Source organism: Massilia phyllosphaerae (assembly GCF_034659755.1).
Lineage (GTDB): Bacteria > Pseudomonadota > Gammaproteobacteria > Burkholderiales > Burkholderiaceae_D > Telluria > Telluria phyllosphaerae.
On sequence record NZ_JAXSQX010000001.1, the window covers coordinates 432,927 to 449,405 of the forward strand.

A 16,479-nucleotide genomic window follows, 5' to 3' on the forward strand; every position below is an offset into this window, starting at 1 on the left:
CAGCAAGCAGAACAGTAGGAGCAGGGGCGCAACGAGCGTTTTCCAATCATGCGTCCCCGTTCACCATTCTCAAAAAGTTACTAGGTTGCCAACATTAATGGGTTGGCATCGGGAGCCCCAATGCAAACATCTTCGGCCATTTCCATCAATCCCAACGTCACAACGACGGCCGGCAGCAGTGCCGCCGAGCTGGTCGCCAAGGCCGATTACCGCATCATCCGCCGCAACGGCGCCGTGGTGCCGTTCGAGCCGAACAAGATCGAGGTTGCGCTGACCAAGGCGTTCCTCGCCGTGAACGGCGAGAGCGGCCGTGAATCGGCACGCATCCGCGCGCTGGTCGGCGAGCTGACCACCAACGCGGTCGGCGCGCTGGTGCGCCGCCAGCCGAACGGCGGCACTTTCCATATCGAAGACGTGCAGGACCAGGTGGAATTGTCGCTGATGCGCTCGGGCGAGCATGACGTCGCGCGCGAATACGTGCTGTACCGTGCCAAGCGCATGGACGAGCGCCGCGCCGCCAAGGAAGCGTCGGGCGGTGCCCAGGTCGCTGCGCAGCAATTTACCGTGGTCGACGGCGGCGTGCGCCGCGCGCTGGACATGAACGAAGTGGCGAGCCTGATCAATGCCGCCTGCGCCGGCCTCGAAAAGCACGTCGACGCCGACGCCATCCTGGCCGAAACCGTCAAGAACCTGTACGACGGCGTGCCGGTCGAAGAGCTGCACAAGTCGGCCATCCTGGCGGCCCGCGCACTGATGGAAAAAGACCCGGCCTACAGCCAGGTCACCGCACGCATCCTGCTGCACACCATCCGCAAGGAAGTGTTCGGCCACGAAGTGCCGCAAGCCGGCGCCGCGGCGGAATACGTCACCTACTTCCCGCAATACATCGCCAAGGGCATCGCCGCCGAGCTGCTCGACGAAGAGCTGGGCAAGTTCGACCTGCAGAAGCTGGCCAAGGCCATCGTCGCCGACCGCGACCTGCAGTTCGGCTACATCGGCCTGCAGACCCTGTACGACCGCTACTTCCTGCACATCCGCGAAACCCGCATCGAGATGCCGCAGGCGTTCTATATGCGCGTCGCCATGGGCCTGTCCCTGCGCGAGGAAAACCGCGAAGCGCGCGCGATCGAGTTCTACCACCTGCTGTCGAGCTTCGACTTCATGAGCTCGACCCCGACCCTGTTCAACTCGGGCACCCGCCGCTCGCAGCTGTCGTCGTGCTACCTGACCACCATCAGCGACGACCTGGAAGGCATCTACGACGGCATCAAGGAAAACGCGCTGCTGTCGAAGTTCGCCGGCGGCCTGGGCAACGACTGGACTCCGGTCCGTGCGATGGGTTCGCGCATCAAGGGCACCAACGGCAAGTCGCAAGGCGTGGTCCCGTTCCTGAAAGTGGCGAACGACACCGCCGTGGCAGTCAACCAGGGCGGCAAGCGCAAGGGCGCGGTCTGTGGCTACCTGGAAACCTGGCACCTGGACATCGAGGAATTCCTCGACCTGCGCAAGAACACCGGCGACGACCGCCGCCGCACCCACGACATGAACACCGCGAACTGGATTCCCGACCTGTTCATGAAGCGCGTGATGGAAAAGGGTTCGTGGAGCCTGTTCTCGCCGTCGGAAGTGCCGGACCTGCACGACAAGGTCGGCAAGGCCTTCGAGGAAGCCTACCTCGGCTATGAAGCCAAGGCGGCGCGCGGCGAAATGACCGTGTACAAGAAAGTCGAAGCGCTCGACCTGTGGCGCAAGATGCTGTCGATGCTGTTCGAGACCGGCCACCCGTGGATCACCTTCAAGGACCCGTGCAACATCCGTTCGCCGCAGCAGCACGTGGGCGTGGTGCACTCGTCCAACCTGTGCACCGAGATCACGCTGAACACCAACGCCGACGAGATCGCCGTCTGCAACCTGGGTTCGGTCAACCTGCCGGCCCACATGAAGGGCGACGGCCTGGATGCGGTCAAGCTGCAGAAGACCATCCGCACCGCGATGCGCATGCTGGACAACGTGATCGACATCAACTACTACGCCGTCGACAAGGCCCGTAACTCGAACCTGCGCCACCGTCCGGTCGGCATGGGCATCATGGGCTTCCAGGACTGCCTGCACATGATGCGCGTGCCGTTCGCCTCGGATAAAGCCGTGGAGTTCGCCGACCGCTCGATGGAAGCCGTCTGCTACTACGCCTACCTGGCGTCGACCGAGCTGGCCGAGGAACGCGGCCGTTACGAGTCGTACGAAGGTTCGCTGTGGAGCCGTGGCATCCTGCCGCAGGATTCGATCAAGCTGCTGGCGGAAGAGCGCGGCGGTTATCTCGAGCAGGACACGTCCGAGACCATGGACTGGAGCCTGATCCGCAGCCGCGTGAAGCAATTCGGCATGCGTAACTCGAACTGCGTGGCGATCGCCCCGACCGCGACGATCTCGAACATCATCGGCGTGTCGGCCTGCATCGAGCCGACCTTCCAGAACCTGTACGTGAAGTCGAACCTGTCGGGCGAATTCACCGAGATCAATTCCTACCTGGTGCGCGACCTGAAGGCGCGCGGCCTGTGGGACGAGGTCATGATCAACGACCTGAAGTACTTCGACGGCTCGCTGTCGCGTATCGACCGCGTCCCGCAAGACCTGCGCGACATCTACGCCACCGCCTTCGAAGTCGAGCCGAAGTGGCTGGTGGAAGCCGCCTCGCGCCGCCAGAAGTGGATCGACCAGGCCCAGTCGCTGAACATCTACATGGCCGGCGCCTCGGGCAAGAAGCTGGACGAAACCTATAAACTGGCCTGGCTGCGCGGCCTGAAGACGACCTACTACCTGCGCACCATCGCCGCGACGCACATGGAGAAGTCGACCACCCGTACCGGCGCGCTGAATGCGGTGCCGGTGGATGGCGGCCTGTCGGCGGCCCCGGCGGCAGCGGCAGCGGCGCCGGTGGCAGCACCGGCGGCTTCGGCGGATATCGTCGAAGGCGCGGCCTGCTACCTGCGTCCGGGCGACGCCGGTTTCGACGAGTGCGAAGCCTGCCAGTAATCAGCAAGCGTATTTGAAGCGTTAAGCTAAGAAGTCAAGCACGTCGTCCCCGCGCAGGCGGGGGCCCAAGTTCGTGGTGGACCACAAAACTTGGATTCCCGCCTGCGCGGGAATGACGGTTTTCCGGCAAACGACATTGGCAGCCAATCGTGCTGCCACCAAGAATTCAAGAAGGAACTCATCATGGCTCTCTCCTGGGACGACGAACCGGCCGCCGCGCCGGCCCCCGCAGCCACCTCCGAAGCAAGCTCGGCCGATGTCGCCAAGCGCGTCAACGCCGACGACAAGCGCATCATCAACGGCCAGACCGACGTCAACCAGCTGGTCCCGTTCAAGTACAAATGGGCCTGGGACAAGTACCTGGCCGGCTGCGCCAACCACTGGATGCCGCAGGAAGTGAACATGCAGCGCGACATCGAGCTGTGGAAGAACCCGAACGGCCTGACCGAAGACGAGCGCCGCATCGTCAAGCGCAACCTGGGCTTCTTCGTGACCGCCGACTCGCTGGCCGCCAACAACATCGTACTGGGCACCTACCGCCACATCACGGCGCCGGAATGCCGCCAGTACCTGCTGCGCCAGGCGTTCGAGGAAGCGATCCACACCCACGCCTACCAGTACATCGTGGAATCGCTGGGCCTGGACGAGAAGGAAATCTTCAACGCCTACAACGAGATCCCGTCGATCCGCGACAAGGACCAATTCCTGATCCCGTTCATCGAAGTCATCAACGATCCGGAATTCAAGACCGGTACGCTCGAGGCCGACCAGAAGCTGCTGAAGTCGATCATCGTGTTCGCCTGCCTGATGGAAGGCCTGTTCTTCTACGTCGGCTTCACCCAGATCCTGGCGCTGGGCCGCCAGAACAAGATGACCGGCGCCGCCGAGCAGTACCAGTACATCCTGCGCGACGAGTCGATGCACTGCAACTTCGGCATCGACCTGATCAACACGATCAAGATGGAAAACCCGCAGCTGTGGACCGCCGAGTTCCGCGAAGACATCAAGAACCTGTTCCTGCAGGCGGTCGAGCTGGAATACCGCTACGCCGAAGACACCATGCCGCGCGGCGTGCTGGGCCTGAACGCAGCGATGTTCAAGGGCTACCTGCGCTTCATCGCCAACCGCCGTGCGGTCCAGATCGGCCTCGATCCGCTGTTCCCGAACGAAGAGAACCCGTTCCCGTGGATGAGCGAGATGATCGACCTGAAGAAGGAGCGTAACTTCTTCGAGACGCGCGTGACCGAGTACCAGACCGGCGGTGCGCTGAACTGGGATTGATGCCGGTTCCCGTAGCGTCAGCCTGATAAGGAAAGGCTGGATCCTGAACAAGGATCCGGCCTTTTTTATTTGGATCAGCAGGTCCGGGCGTTTACTTCGCCGTCGCTGCTGCCCCCGCCGTTGCGCCATAAGGCAGGCGCTCCCCATTCGCCAGTCCCCACGCCACCACCGCCAGCACCTGCGCCGCCTGCGTCAGCGCGGCACGGTCGACGTGGTCGACCGCATCGACCTGGCTGTGCTGGGTGTGGCTGCGGTAGTCGCGCTCGTCCTGCAGCGCCGGAAACGCCGGCACGCCCGCGTTGACGAAGGGCTCGAAGTCGGAGCCGCCGGCGGGGCCGTACTGCACGTCCAGCGGTCCCAGGGTGGCGGCCGGTGCCACCGCCTTCGTCAGTGCCGCGTACCAGGCGTCGTTGCGCATGTCGGGAAAGCCGGTCACGCGCCCGCTGCCGGTGTCCTGCACCAGCACGGCCTGGATGCGATCCAGTTCGCCGCGGTGCGCCGCGACGTAGGCGCGGCTGCCCAGCAGGCCCTGCTCCTCGCCCGAGAACAGCACGATGCGCAGCGCGCGCTTGGGACGCAGCCCGAGCGCATGCCAGGCGCGCAGCACTTCCAGCATGGCGACGACGCCGCTGCCGTTGTCGGCCGCGCCGCTGCCGAGGTCCCAGGAGTCGAGGTGGGCGCCCAGCACGACCATCTCGCCGCCGGCGTCGCTGCCGGGGTAGTCGGCGACCACGTTGTAGGCCAGGACGGGGCGCGCGTCGAAGCCACCTTTCAGCTCCAGCTCGACCCGCGGCACGATGCCGCGCGCCAGCAGGCGTTTCAGCAGGTTGGCGTGCTCGCGCGTGACGATCGCGGCATGGCGGTCGAACAGCGAGCGCGGGCCGCCCCACATGTCGCGCAGGCCGTTGTCCTTGGACGAGACCAGCAGCACGCCGGCCAGCTGCGCGTCGCGGACCGCGCGGCTGGCGTCGGCGAACCAGGCCGGGTCCTTGCGCTGTTCGGGCGTGGCCCGCGGTGCGGACTCGACCAGCACGATCTTGCCTTTCAGCGCCGGCGCCGCTGCCTTGAACTCGTCCAGTGTCTTGACGTCGAGCAGCGCGACCTCGGCGCGTACCGGCCTCGCCGTGCCTTCGGTCCAGCCTTTCTGCACGACCTCGAGCGCCATTCCGCTGGCATTCAGCAGGCGTGCGCGTGCCGCTCCGCGCCGCCAGGGCCGGCCCATGTCGTAGGCTTCCAGATGGACGCCGACGGCGCCGTAGGCACGCAGCCGCGCCATCGCCCATTGCTGCGCCGCCTGCAGCTGCGGCGAGCCGGTGAGGCGGGCGCCGATGTCGTCGCATAGCCGCTCGAGGTTGGGCATCAGTTCGGCGTGGCTGCCGATCTCGTCGATCAGGCGCGCCTCGGGCGTCGCCATCGACGTGGACGTGGGCGAGGCCGGGGTGCGCGCCGCGGCCGCGGCGTACAGCATGCAGCCCGACAGCAGCGCCAATAAGATTCGCATCATGGCCGGGTCCGATCAGCGGCGCGGCATCGGCGGCAGGGCGGCGACGAATTGCGCCAGCGTGCCCTTGTCGCGCGCCGCCAGCGCCGCGTCCAGCTCCGCGGAGCGGATCGCGGGATGGGTGGGCAGCATGTTCTCGTAAGCGCGCAGCACGCCTTCGAGGCCGGCGAGGGTGACGCTCTCGAGGCTCTCCGCGAAGTTCTCCGATATTTTGCGCGGGTCCTGGATGTGGTGCTGCAGCTGGAAGGCGGCGGTGCTGACGGCGTGCTGGAAAATGACCACGCGCTTGAATTCACCCTTGGCCGCGCCGTTCATCAGCCAGAGGGCGGCCTTGTCGGGATTGAAGTTGTAGTCGGGGACCTCGTCACTCCACTTCTGGAACCAGCGGCCGTCGGCCGAGGTCATCGTGGCGACCGGGTCCTTGTCGGACGCTGTCGCGATCTGCGCGACGTGCGCGGCTTCTTCGGGCGTGGCCGGTCCGCGGCCGGTCTGGGCGTGGGCTGGCAGGGCGAGTGCGAGGCAGACCAGGACGGCTGCGTGGATGCGCTTCGTAAAACGGTGGAAGGTCATGGGTCTCTTTCAGTGGTGTGAGGGTTCGAACAGGGCGTTCGCCACATCCGTTTGCAAGCCGCGTGCCACTTGCCAAGTGCTTGATGAGGAAGGGAATTCGCCTGCGGCCGGGCGACCCGCCATGACCGGTTCCGGGCGCTGTCGACCGGATGCGGACACCCTGTTGGATGGCGGGCCCGAACGGCGCAGCGCCGTGGTCCGCGCTTGCGATCGCAGGTACCATCGGGGCACGATCGCGACACGCGCGCACGATGGATGCGTGCCTCGCGCCATAAGCCTGATAGTGCGGCTATGATGCGCTCAAGTTCAGATACGGCGCTGGAGACCACATGACGGACCGCTTTGCCCTGCACTACGTCCCCGACGCTTATGCGTCCGGCGGGCACAAGCCGATGGCGCGGCAAGCTGCCGGCGCCGGCTTGCTGCGTGCGGTGGCGCAAAGCGCGGCGCTCGATCGGGTCGGCTGCTTCAGCGACGACGAGGCGCACGCAAAGGCATGCGAGAGCCTGCTGCGCGCGCACGGCTACCAGGGCCGGGTCGAGCGCATCGCCCGTGGCCGGCCGCAGGATATCGGCCACTACGGCATCCTGTACCACCCGGCGCCCGGCATCGAGCGCCTGGCCTGGCGCCGCCTCGGCATCGGCGAGCGCCGCTACAGCCTGTGCGGGCTTGCCCACAGCACCGCCAGCCATGCGGGGATGAGTGCGCTCGCCGGTCTGCTGGCAGCGCCGGTGCGCAGCTGGGACGCAGTGATCTGCCCATCGCGCGTGGTGCGCGACAGCGTGCGCCGGATCCTCGAGCGCCAGGCCGACTATCTGCGTGCGCGCCTCGGCGCCCAGCGTTTCGAGTTGCCGCAGCTGCCGCTGATTCCGCTCGGCGTGCATTGCGCCGACCTGGGCATCGATGGCGAACGGCGCAGCGCCGCCCGCCGCATGCTCGAGATCGGCGACGGCGACGTCGCCTTCCTGTGCGCCGGTCCCCTGTCGTTCCACGCCGGGGCGCATCCGCAGCAGATGTTCAGCGCGCTCGAACGCGCGCAGCAGCAGGGCGGGCAGCCGGACCAGCGCGTGCACCTGATCCTGTGCGGTGCATTCGCCGGCGACGCGGTGCCGCAGGCCATCCATGAAGCGGCCGCCGCGCTCTGTCCTTCGATCCGGCTGGTACTGGTGGACGAACGCGAGGCGGACAGGCGGCAGGATGCCTGGGCCGCCGCCGACGTCTTCACCGCGCTCGCCGACAGCGTCCAGGACAGCTTCGGCCTGGCCGCGCTGGAGGCGATGGCGGCCGGGCTGCCGTGCGTGGTCAGCGACTGGGACGGCCATCGCGACACAGTGCGGGATGGCGTCGATGGCTATCGCATCCCGACGGTGATGCCGGAAGCGGGCGCCGGACTTGATCTCGCGCAGCGTTACGACGATGGCGTCGACAGCTACGACATGTATTGCGGTCATACCAGCCAGGCGGTGTCGGTGGATGGCGCGCAGCTCGCGCAGGCCTATGCCCGGCTGATTGGCGACGCGGACCTGCGCCGCCAGCTGGGCGCAAGCGGGCGCCTGCGCGCGCTGCAGGAATTCGATTGGGCGGTGGTGTTCGCGCGCTACCGCGCCTTGTGGAGCGAGCTCGATGAGCGGCGCCGCGCCGATGCGGCCCTGGCGCCGCCGCTGCCGCAAGTGGTGCCGGACCGGCAGGATCCGTTCGCACTGTTCGCGTCGTATCCGAGCGCGCAGATCACGCCGGCCTCGCTGGTGACGCTCGCACCGGATGCATCGCTGGCGCTGCTGCGCCAGTACCGCGAACTGGCGATCAACCGCTTCGCGGCGGCGTCGCTGCCGACGCTGGAAGAGTTCGGCCTGATCTTCGGATCGATCGAATCGCAGCCGATGCAGGTCGATGAATTGCTCGATACATTGGGGCCGTGCGACCGCCCGACGCTGCTGCGCGGACTCGCCTGGTTGAGCAAAATGGACTTGCTGCAGGTCGGCGGCGGCGATGAATAAAGCCTGTATATAAAGGCCTTATGCAATTGCAGTAATAGGGGAGTCATAGCAATAGAAACGATGGCAGTAACAGCGACGCAGTTGGCGCGCTTGTTTTTTTCGGACGAAGCAGAACGAAGAAGGAATCAAACGTTATCGCGTTGATCGATCTAAAAGATTGATATTACGGGTTCCCCCATATGCAAAGGCATGAAAAATATTGTGTGCGGGTTGCGCACTGACAAGGTTTTCATGTACCTTACGTGATTGAATTTGTCAAAACGTGAACACGCCTGTTTTAAAGGCGTTAAGCGGGAAACAGACCGATCGAAAATGGGACGCTGATTCATTCAGTATGCGCGTGAGCTTAGCGAAAAGAACAAGCCGCATTGCCTGAATAAGTTTCGGGCATGGCGGCTTTTTCTTTTCGCGCGCTTCATGGCAGCGATGTGAATGGCGTAGTGAACCGTCGGACTTCAGTCGTTTCGGTCGTCGGCGACGACGATAGCTGAAGCGCTGCAGACTTGAGGAGTTGCAGCAGTTCAGCTGGTGCCGGATTCATTGACGCAGACACCGTGTGTGCGCCGATGAATAATTCGCCCGACCAAGCAGACTGGGTTGGACGGGTTCAAACCTTGTAGCGTATTTCTCATCGCAGAGAAGGAGAACTTAAAATGGCAACAGCCACCAAGAAAGCCGCAGCAAAGCCGGCAGCAAAAGCTGCCGCTGCAGAAAAACCGGCCGCTAAAAAAGCAGCGGCTAAATCGGCAACCAAGCCGGAAACCAAGCCGGCCGTAAAAGCCGCCGCAAAACCGGCAGCCAAACCGGCAGCAAAACCTGCAGCGAAGAAAGCCGCTGCAACCAAGGCACCGGCGACCAAAACTGCCGCAACCAAAACCGCTGCTGCCAAAGCACCGGCCAAAACTGCTGCAACCAAGACCACCGCTGCTAAAGCACCGGCAAAAGCTGCTGCAACCAAGACCACTGCCTCCAAAGCATCGGCCAAGACTGCTGCAACCAAGACCGCCGCCAAGACCGCGACCAAGGCTGCTGCAACCAAGACCACTGCTTCGAAAGCACCGGCCAAGACTGCTGCAACCAAGACCGCTGCCAAGACCGCGACCAAAGCTGCTGCGACCAAGACCACTGCTTCCAAAGCTCCGGCTAAAGCTGCTGCAACCAAGACCGCTGCCAAGACCGCGACCAAAGCTGCTGCAACCAAGACCGCCGCTTCCAAGGGCTCGGCTTCGGCAGGGGCGAAGACGGGCGCCAAGACTGCTGCGACCAAGACCGCGACCAAAGCTGCTGCAACGAAGACCACTGCTTCCAAAGCGCCGGCTAAAGCTGCTACAAACAAGACCGCTGCCAAGACCGCGACTAAAGCTGCTGCAACCAAGACCGCTGCCAAGACCGCGACCAAAGCTGCTGCAACCAAAACTACTGCTGCCAAAGCACCGGCTAAGGCTGCTGCAACCAAGTCCACCGCTGCCAAAGCACCGGCCAAGACTGCTGCAACCAAGACCAACTCTGCCAAAGCACCGGCTAAAGCTGCTGCAACCAAGACTGCTGCAACCAAGACCACCGCTTCCAAAGCACCGGCCAAGACTGCTGCAACTAAAACTGCCGCAACCAAGACCACCGCTTCCAAAGCACCGGCCAAGACTGCTGCAACCAAGACCACTGCTGCATCGGCCAAGACTGCTGCAACCAAGACTGCCGCAACCAAGACTGCCGCAACCAAAACCGCTGCCACCAGCGCACCGGTGAAAGCTGCCGCAACCAAGACCGCCGCAGCCAAGACCCCGGCCAAGACCGCAGCCACCAAAACCGCCGACACCAAGTCGGCAGTGAAGCAGGCCGCCGCCAAGCCGGAAGCCGCGGCATCGACCGCGTCGACGGCACCGGCAGCGCCGGCCGCAGCAAAGAAAGCATCGGCTCCGGCCGCGAAAAAGCCGGCAGCAAAAAAAGCCGCCGCGCCGAAGGCCGAAGCCAAGCCTGAAGCGAAAGCGGACACCTCGGCTGACAGCAAAGCGGAAACCAAAGCCGAAGCGGCAACGGAAACCAAGTCGGACACCAAGCAGGACGCAAAGCAGGAGACCAAGGACGGCGCCCAGCCGGCCGCCAAATCGGTCCTCACGCCGGCAGCCGCATGGCCGTTCCCGACCAGCAGCCGTCCGTAACAGCTGCCGTTCCACGTCTGGATCAGGCAAAATACCGCTGTGTGAAGTTCACACAGCGGTTTTTTTTTAAGGAGTCTTTGTGCTGCCCATTCTTCAGTTGATCGTCGATACCGTGGCCGGTGTCCTCGGCGGCGTCCTGCTGCTGCGTTTCTGGATGCAGGTCATCCGGGTCCGCCCACCTGCCTCGATCGGGCAGTTCATCTTTACCCTGAGCGACTGGCTGGTACGCCCCTTGCGCCGCGTCGTGCCAGGCATGGGCGGTTACGACTGGGCCAGCCTGATCGGCGCCTTCCTGGTGGTGCTGGTCGCGAGTGCCGTCATGCTGCTGGCCGGCTGGACCGGGCAGCAGGTATTCCTGTATGCCCTGTTCCGGATCCTGAACTGGATCATCTACGGTTTCATGGGCCTGCTGATCATCGAAGTCATCTTCAGCTGGATCAATCCGCATGCGCCGCTGGCACCCTTCGTGCGTGCGCTCACGGACCCGCTGCTGCGTCCCCTGCGCCGCGTGATTCCACCGCTCGGCGGCCTCGACATCACCGTACTGGTCGCGGTGATCCTGCTGCAGATCATCCAGTACCTGCTGCGCCAGGGCTTCGGCCAGGCCTTCGTCATGATGTAAGGCGACGCCGGCAACGGCAGTAGAAACGCCAAGGGCCCAGGCCCGGCATGCAAGCCGGACCTGGGCCCTTTTTTATTGACGGATGGCGTGCGCCGCGATCAGTAGCGATAGCCGAACGCCGCCTCGAACTCGTCGGCGATCTCCTGGGCCGTGAAGCTGTGGTTCTGGCCACCCTGGTGCGCGATCTTGATCGCACCGAGCAGGCTGGCGATGCGGCCGGTGGTCGGCCAGTCGAGGTCGTTGGCGATGCCGTACAGCAGGCCGGCGCGATAGGCGTCGCCGCAGCCGGTCGGGTCGACCACGGCGCTCGCCGTGACTGCCGGGATGACGTGGTGTTCGCCGCCGGCGTAGATGCTCGAGCCCTGTTCGCCGCGGGTGACGATCAGCGCATCCAGGCGCGACGCGATGTCGTGCAGCGTCAGGCCGGTACGGTCCATCACCATCTCGAATTCGTAGTCGTTGCAGGCCAGGTAGGCGGCTTGCCCGATGAAGGTCAGCAGTTCTTCGCCGTTGAACATCGGCAGCTGCTGGCCCGGATCGAAGATGAAGGGCACGCCACGCTCGGCGCAGTCGCGTGCGTGCTTGATCATGCCGTCACGGCCGTCCGGAGCGATGATCGCCACGCGCAGCGGCAGGTAGTCGGCCAGGCTGTTTTCGTGCGAGAACTGCATCGCGCCCGGGTGGAAGGCGTTGATCTGGTTGTTGTCCAGGTCGGCGGTGACGAAGCACTGGGCGGTATAGGCGTCGCCGATGGTGCGGATGGCGTTGGTGGCCAGGCCCTGTTTTTCCATGCGGTCGAGGTAGTCGCCGCCATCCTGGCCGATGGTGCCCATGATCAGCGGCTCGCCGCCGAGCATGTTGAGGTTGTAGGCGATGTTGACCGCGCAGCCGCCGTATTCGGTGCGCAGGGTCGGCACCAGGAAGGAGACGTTCACGCGATGCAGCTGGTCGGCCAGCAGGGTTTCGCCGAAGCGCCCATGGTATTGCATGATCTTGTCGAAGGCGATCGAGCCGCAGATCAGCGAAGTCTTGGTCATGTGAAACCTTAAGGATAGAAGATGAATATGTGATAGCTGGAGGGCTTCAGGTCGGCCAGCGCGAAATGCAGCTTGATCGGCTGTTCCGAGCGCGGGCCGAAGCCGCCGGGCGCGGCAGCGCCGTTTTGCGGCAGATACTCGCCGGGGGCGAACACGCGGCGCAGCACGGCCTTGTCGTTGGCGTCGGTCAGCTCGAGTTCGATGCTCGGCCAGGCCTGCACGAGATTACCCTGGTTGCGTAACAGGGTATTGAGCGAATACGTGTCCGGGCCGAGCGTCGTCAATTCGCCGTTCTCGATGGCGAGATTGTCGATCTGGGTCGGCAGTTCGATGCGGCAGCCGAGCAGGGCACAGGCGGCGCCCAAGGCCGGCCGCGCGCCCGGATAGCGCGCCGCCAGCACGTTGCGGAAATTCAGCACGAGCTGGGCCGCCAGCACCAGCAGCAGCACGACGGCGCCGATGGCCATCGCGATGCGGCGGGTGCGGCTGGAGTGCTCCTGCTTGCGGCTGCGCTTGACGAATTCCGGCTCGTCGCTTTCCGGCACGCGCAGGCGCGGCGCTTCGATCCGGGTGGGGGTCAGCTTGGTGCGCCGCGCACGCGCATCGAGCGCCTTGGCACGCGCCGAGCGTGGTGCCGCGGCGGTGGCAGGCGATGGTTCATGCGGATCGGCGCCGGCCGAGGCGCGCAGCGGCAGCGGCGGCGCGCTCTCGTCCGGGACGGCGGCGGCATGCTGCGGCGCGCCATGCGGCCCGGCGTTGGTGGGGAACGCCTGCTCGTCGCCGGGCAGCGGCTGGGCCACCAGTTCCTCGTCCACCGGCAGGTCGAAGCTGGGCTCGATGCGCCCCGGCGGCGCGAACGAGGGCGGCGCTACGGACGCGGCGGACGCGGCGGGCGCGGCCGGCGTGTCGATTGTCGTGGGCGCCACGGGTTCGGGCGGAGCGGCCGCCGGCGCATTGTCCTCGGGTGCCAGGCGCGGTTCGCGCCGTGGTTCGGCCCACGGCTCGATGCGCGGCTCGATCCGGCCTTGCGGCGCGAACGTCAGCGTCTCGACGGCATGCGCGAGCACGTCGCCGTGCGGCGGTTCGGGATCCTGCGGTGGGGGCGGTAGCGGTTCGGTTCCGGCTTCTTCCACCGCATGCGCCAGTACATCGCCATGTGGCGGCTCAGGGTCCTGCGGCTGCGGCTGCGGCTGCGATTCAGCGGCTTCCGGTTCGGGCGCTTCGTCATCCGGCGGCGGCAGGTCGACGTCCACCACCGGACCGGCGCCGGCTTCTTCGAGCGCGTGGGCCAGCACGTCGCCATGCGGCGGTTCCGGATCCTGCGGCTGCGGTTCGGCGGCCTCCGGCTCGGGCGCTTCGACGCTTGGCGGCGTGAGGTCGATATCCACCACCGGACCGGCGCCGACTTCTTCGACGGCATGGGCCAGCACGTCGCCATGCGGCGGCTCGGGATCCTGCACGACGGGCGCAGCCGCTGCATCCGGGGCCGCCTCGGGCAGGATGCCGGGCGGAGCGAAGGTATTGGTGAAATCGAGGGTCTGGACCGGCTGCGCCATGAAGTCGGCGCTGCTGTCTCGTTCTTCTTGCGGGGCAGCTGCGGGGGAGGGCGCCGCCACCTCGGCGCCAGACGTCGGCGGCGGCATCTCGGGACCGGGGGCCGGCTTCGGCGCATCCAGGTCGATCAGGTGCGCGCTGCCGTCAAAGATGCGCTGGCAGGCGCCGCAGCGGACGATGCCGCCGCGGAGCTTGAGCTGGTCCGAGGCGACCCGGAACCTGGTCTGGCAAAACGGGCACTGGGTCGCGAGCGCCATGCGGTCACTCGCCGTTTTCGGCGGCGCGCGACGGCGGTGCGGACTCCAAGCCGAGCTGCCCGTGGAGGGCGACCCAGCCGTCGTGCTCGGCCCAGACGCCCAGCTTGATGAAAGGTGCGTAGGCGGCGGCCACTTCCTCGGCCTGGCGCGCCAGCACGCCCGACAGGATCAGCGAACCGCCTTCGGCCACGCGGCCGGACAGCATCGGCGCCATCAGTTTCAATGGGCTCGACAGGATGTTGGCCACCACGATGTCGAAGCGGCTGCCCTTGCGCTCGGACGCGCCGAAATCGTCCGGCACGTAGAAGTCGATGGCGCAACCGTTGCGTTCGGCATTCAGCTTGGCCGATTCGATCGCCTGCGGGTCGATGTCGACGCCGGCCACGTCGGCCGCGCCGAGCTTCTTGGCGACCATCGCCAGGATGCCGGAACCGCAACCGTAGTCCAGCACCGACTTGCCCGGTGCCGGATGCGCTTCCAGCCACTCCATGCACAGGCGGGTGGTCGGATGGCTGCCGGTGCCGAAAGCCAGGCCCGGATCGACTTCCAGGATCAGGCCGTTCGGATCCGGGGCTTCGTGCCAGCTCGGCACGACCCAGATGTTCTTGCCGATGTGGATGGGCGCGAACTGCGATTGCGTCAGGCGCACCCAATCCGCATCCGCCACCGAGCGCACCGAAAAGTCCGGCAACTGCTCGAGGCCGATGGCGCGCGCCGCCTCGGCCACGATGGTGGCCTGGTCGTCGACGTCGTCGGTCAGGGCCACCACGCGGCTGTGGTCCCAGGCGGCCTGTTCCGGCACCATGCCCGGCTCGCCGAACAGCGGCTTCTCGTCTTCGGTGCCTTCGTCGGCGTCTTCCACCGAGACCGACAGCGCGCCCGCTTCCATCAGGGCGTCCGACAGGGCCTCGGCGTGCTCGCGGGCGATTTCGATGACGACTTCAGTCCAGCTCATTGTTCAGCCTTGCTTTCCGATTTGGCGCCGAGCGCGCCATCCTTCGGCAGGTCCGGCTTGTGGGCCAGCTTCTGCTCCAGGTAATGGATGTTGGTGCCGCCTTCCATGAAGCGGGCGTCGACCATCAGTTCGCGGTGCAGCGGGATATTCGTCAGGATACCCTCGACCACCATCTCCGACAACGCGATCTGCATGCGGCGGATCGCCTGCTCGCGGGTGGCGCCGTAGGCGATGACCTTGCCGACCATCGAATCGTAGTGCGGCGGCACGTAATAGCCGGCGTAGGCATGCGAATCGACGCGGATGCCGGGACCGCCCGGCGGATGCCAGCCGGTGATGCGGCCCGGCGACGGAGTGAACTTGAACGGGTCTTCGGCATTGATGCGGCACTCGATCGCGTGGCCCGACAGCATGATGTCGCGCTGGCGGAAGCGCAGGCGCTCGCCGCAGGCGATGCGGATCTGTTCCTGCACGATGTCGATGCCGGTGATCATTTCGGTGACCGGGTGTTCGACCTGCACGCGGGTGTTCATCTCGATGAAGTAGAACTCGCCGTTCTCGTACAGGAATTCGAAGGTGCCGGCGCCGCGGTAGCCGATCTTGCGGCAGGCTTCGGCGCAGCGGTCGCCGATCTTCTCGATCAGCTTGCGCGGGATGCCCGGCGCCGGCGCTTCCTCGATCACCTTCTGGTGGCGACGCTGCATCGAGCAGTCGCGCTCGCCCAGCCAGACGGCCTGCTTGTGCTCGTCGGCCAGCACCTGGATTTCCACGTGGCGCGGATTTTCCAGGTACTTCTCCATATAGACTTCCGGATTGCCGAAGGCGGTGCCGGCTTCGGTCTTGGTCATCGCCACGGCGTTCAGCAGGGCCGCTTCGGTGTGCACGACGCGCATGCCGCGTCCGCCGCCGCCGCCGGCCGCTTTGATGATGACCGGATAGCCGATCTTGCGCGCGGTCTGGATGATTTCCTTCGGATCGTCGGGCAGGGCGCCATCCGAACCCGGGACGCACGGTACGCCGGCCTTGATCATGGCCTGCTTGGCCGAAACCTTGTCGCCCATCAGGCGGATCGATTCCGGACGCGGGCCGATGAACACGAAGCCCGATTTCTCGACGCGCTCGGCGAAGTCGGCGTTTTCCGACAGGAAGCCATAACCCGGGTGGATCGCTTCGGCGTCGGTGACTTCGGCCGCGCTGATGATCGCCGGCATGCTCAGGTAGCTTTTCGCGGATTGGGCCGGGCCGATGCAGACCGACTCGTCGGCCAGTTTGACGTACTTGGCATCCTTGTCGGCTTCCGAGTGCACGACGACGGTCTTGATGCCCATTTCACGGCAGGCGCGCTGGATACGCAGAGCGATTTCACCACGATTGGCGATGAGGATTTTTTCAAACATGGTAAGTTCGATGTTTCTGTGAGTGCCGGTAGATGGCCGGAGACAACTGAATCGGAAGGGCGGAGGGCAGAAGTCCGGAGGCTTCCTTGCGAAAGGCTCCGGACTTCGGTCCGTTG

At 65.4% G+C, this 16,479-nt stretch carries 11 protein-coding genes; 5 read left to right on the plus strand and 6 right to left on the minus strand.

Features of this window, described 5'->3' with window-relative positions:
- Window positions 1–120: 120 nt before the first annotated feature.
- Window positions 121–3,033 carry a ribonucleoside-diphosphate reductase subunit alpha gene (locus U1H99_RS01950; RefSeq protein ID WP_323140094.1) on the plus strand — a complete coding sequence of 971 codons (2,913 nt, stop codon included), beginning with the start codon at window positions 121–123 and terminating at the stop codon, window positions 3,031–3,033.
- A 183-nt stretch (window positions 3,034–3,216) separates the two neighbouring features.
- Window positions 3,217–4,314, plus strand: a complete 1,098-nt coding sequence (locus U1H99_RS01955; RefSeq protein WP_323140095.1) for a ribonucleotide-diphosphate reductase subunit beta — start codon at window positions 3,217–3,219, stop codon at window positions 4,312–4,314.
- Between the two features lie 91 nt (window positions 4,315–4,405).
- Here U1H99_RS01955 and U1H99_RS01960 read toward each other — a convergent pair whose 3' ends face one another.
- Together U1H99_RS01960 and U1H99_RS01965 are read right to left on the minus strand one after the other, a co-directional pair.
- Window positions 4,406–5,818, minus strand: coding sequence for a M20/M25/M40 family metallo-hydrolase (locus U1H99_RS01960; RefSeq protein ID WP_323140096.1), 1,413 nt, complete (start codon window positions 5,816–5,818; stop codon window positions 4,406–4,408).
- 12 nt (window positions 5,819–5,830) lie between these two features.
- The gene (locus U1H99_RS01965) at window positions 5,831–6,385 is read right to left on the minus strand and encodes a hypothetical protein (RefSeq protein ID WP_323140097.1); all 555 of its coding nucleotides are present in this window, start codon (window positions 6,383–6,385) and stop codon (window positions 5,831–5,833) included.
- A gap of 329 nt (window positions 6,386–6,714) precedes the next feature.
- Here U1H99_RS01965 and U1H99_RS01970 point away from each other — a divergent pair, with 329 nt between their 5' ends.
- The 3 genes from U1H99_RS01970 to U1H99_RS01980 all read left to right on the plus strand — a co-directional run bounded on the left by U1H99_RS01970 (window position 6,715) and on the right by U1H99_RS01980 (window position 11,163).
- Entirely contained in the window at window positions 6,715–8,382 is a 1,668-nt protein-coding gene (locus tag U1H99_RS01970) for a glycosyltransferase family 4 protein (protein ID WP_323140098.1), read from the plus strand.
- A gap of 653 nt (window positions 8,383–9,035) precedes the next feature.
- Entirely contained in the window at window positions 9,036–10,541 is a 1,506-nt protein-coding gene (locus tag U1H99_RS01975; RefSeq protein WP_323140099.1) for a transcriptional regulator, read from the plus strand.
- Window positions 10,542–10,620: 79 nt separating this feature from the next.
- Window positions 10,621–11,163 (plus strand): YggT family protein, encoded by a 543-nt coding sequence (locus U1H99_RS01980; protein WP_323140100.1) that lies wholly within the window; start codon window positions 10,621–10,623, stop codon window positions 11,161–11,163.
- 98 nt (window positions 11,164–11,261) lie between these two features.
- Here U1H99_RS01980 and U1H99_RS01985 read toward each other — a convergent pair whose 3' ends face one another.
- The 4 genes from U1H99_RS01985 to accC are packed head-to-tail and all read right to left on the minus strand — an operon-like array spanning window position 11,262 to window position 16,363.
- Window positions 11,262–12,200 carry a carbohydrate kinase family protein gene (locus tag U1H99_RS01985; RefSeq protein WP_323140101.1) on the minus strand — a complete coding sequence of 313 codons (939 nt, stop codon included), beginning with the start codon at window positions 12,198–12,200 and terminating at the stop codon, window positions 11,262–11,264.
- Window positions 12,201–12,208: 8 nt separating this feature from the next.
- Window positions 12,209–14,011: a DUF3426 domain-containing protein gene (locus tag U1H99_RS01990; protein WP_323140102.1), complete on the minus strand. Its 1,803-nt coding sequence runs from the start codon at window positions 14,009–14,011 to the stop codon at window positions 12,209–12,211.
- 4 nt (window positions 14,012–14,015) lie between these two features.
- On the minus strand, window positions 14,016–14,966 hold the full coding sequence (gene prmA / locus U1H99_RS01995) for a 50S ribosomal protein L11 methyltransferase (RefSeq protein ID WP_323140103.1): 951 nt from the start codon (window positions 14,964–14,966) through the stop codon (window positions 14,016–14,018).
- The gene (gene accC / locus U1H99_RS02000) at window positions 14,963–16,363 is read right to left on the minus strand and encodes an acetyl-CoA carboxylase biotin carboxylase subunit (protein WP_323140104.1); all 1,401 of its coding nucleotides are present in this window, start codon (window positions 16,361–16,363) and stop codon (window positions 14,963–14,965) included. The genes prmA and accC overlap by 4 nt, the downstream gene beginning before the upstream one ends.
- Between the last annotated feature and the right edge of the window lie 116 nt (window positions 16,364–16,479).

Excerpts from the sequence above, each read along its gene's own strand:
- U1H99_RS01960 (WP_323140096.1), bottom strand. The coding sequence starts at position 5,818 with ATGATGCGAATCTTATTGGCGCTGCTGTCGGGCTGCATGCTGTACGCC.
- U1H99_RS01990 (WP_323140102.1), bottom strand. The coding sequence starts at position 14,011 with ATGGCGCTCGCGACCCAGTGCCCGTTTTGCCAGACCAGGTTCCGGGTC.
- prmA (WP_323140103.1), bottom strand. The coding sequence starts at position 14,966 with ATGAGCTGGACTGAAGTCGTCATCGAAATCGCCCGCGAGCACGCCGAG.
- U1H99_RS01975 (WP_323140099.1), top strand. The coding sequence starts at position 9,036 with ATGGCAACAGCCACCAAGAAAGCCGCAGCAAAGCCGGCAGCAAAAGCT.
- U1H99_RS01950 (WP_323140094.1), top strand. The coding sequence starts at position 121 with ATGCAAACATCTTCGGCCATTTCCATCAATCCCAACGTCACAACGACG.
- accC (WP_323140104.1), bottom strand. The coding sequence starts at position 16,363 with ATGTTTGAAAAAATCCTCATCGCCAATCGTGGTGAAATCGCTCTGCGT.
- U1H99_RS01970 (WP_323140098.1), top strand. The coding sequence starts at position 6,715 with ATGACGGACCGCTTTGCCCTGCACTACGTCCCCGACGCTTATGCGTCC.
- U1H99_RS01955 (WP_323140095.1), top strand. The coding sequence starts at position 3,217 with ATGGCTCTCTCCTGGGACGACGAACCGGCCGCCGCGCCGGCCCCCGCA.
- U1H99_RS01965 (WP_323140097.1), bottom strand. The coding sequence starts at position 6,385 with ATGACCTTCCACCGTTTTACGAAGCGCATCCACGCAGCCGTCCTGGTC.
- U1H99_RS01985 (WP_323140101.1), bottom strand. The coding sequence starts at position 12,200 with ATGACCAAGACTTCGCTGATCTGCGGCTCGATCGCCTTCGACAAGATC.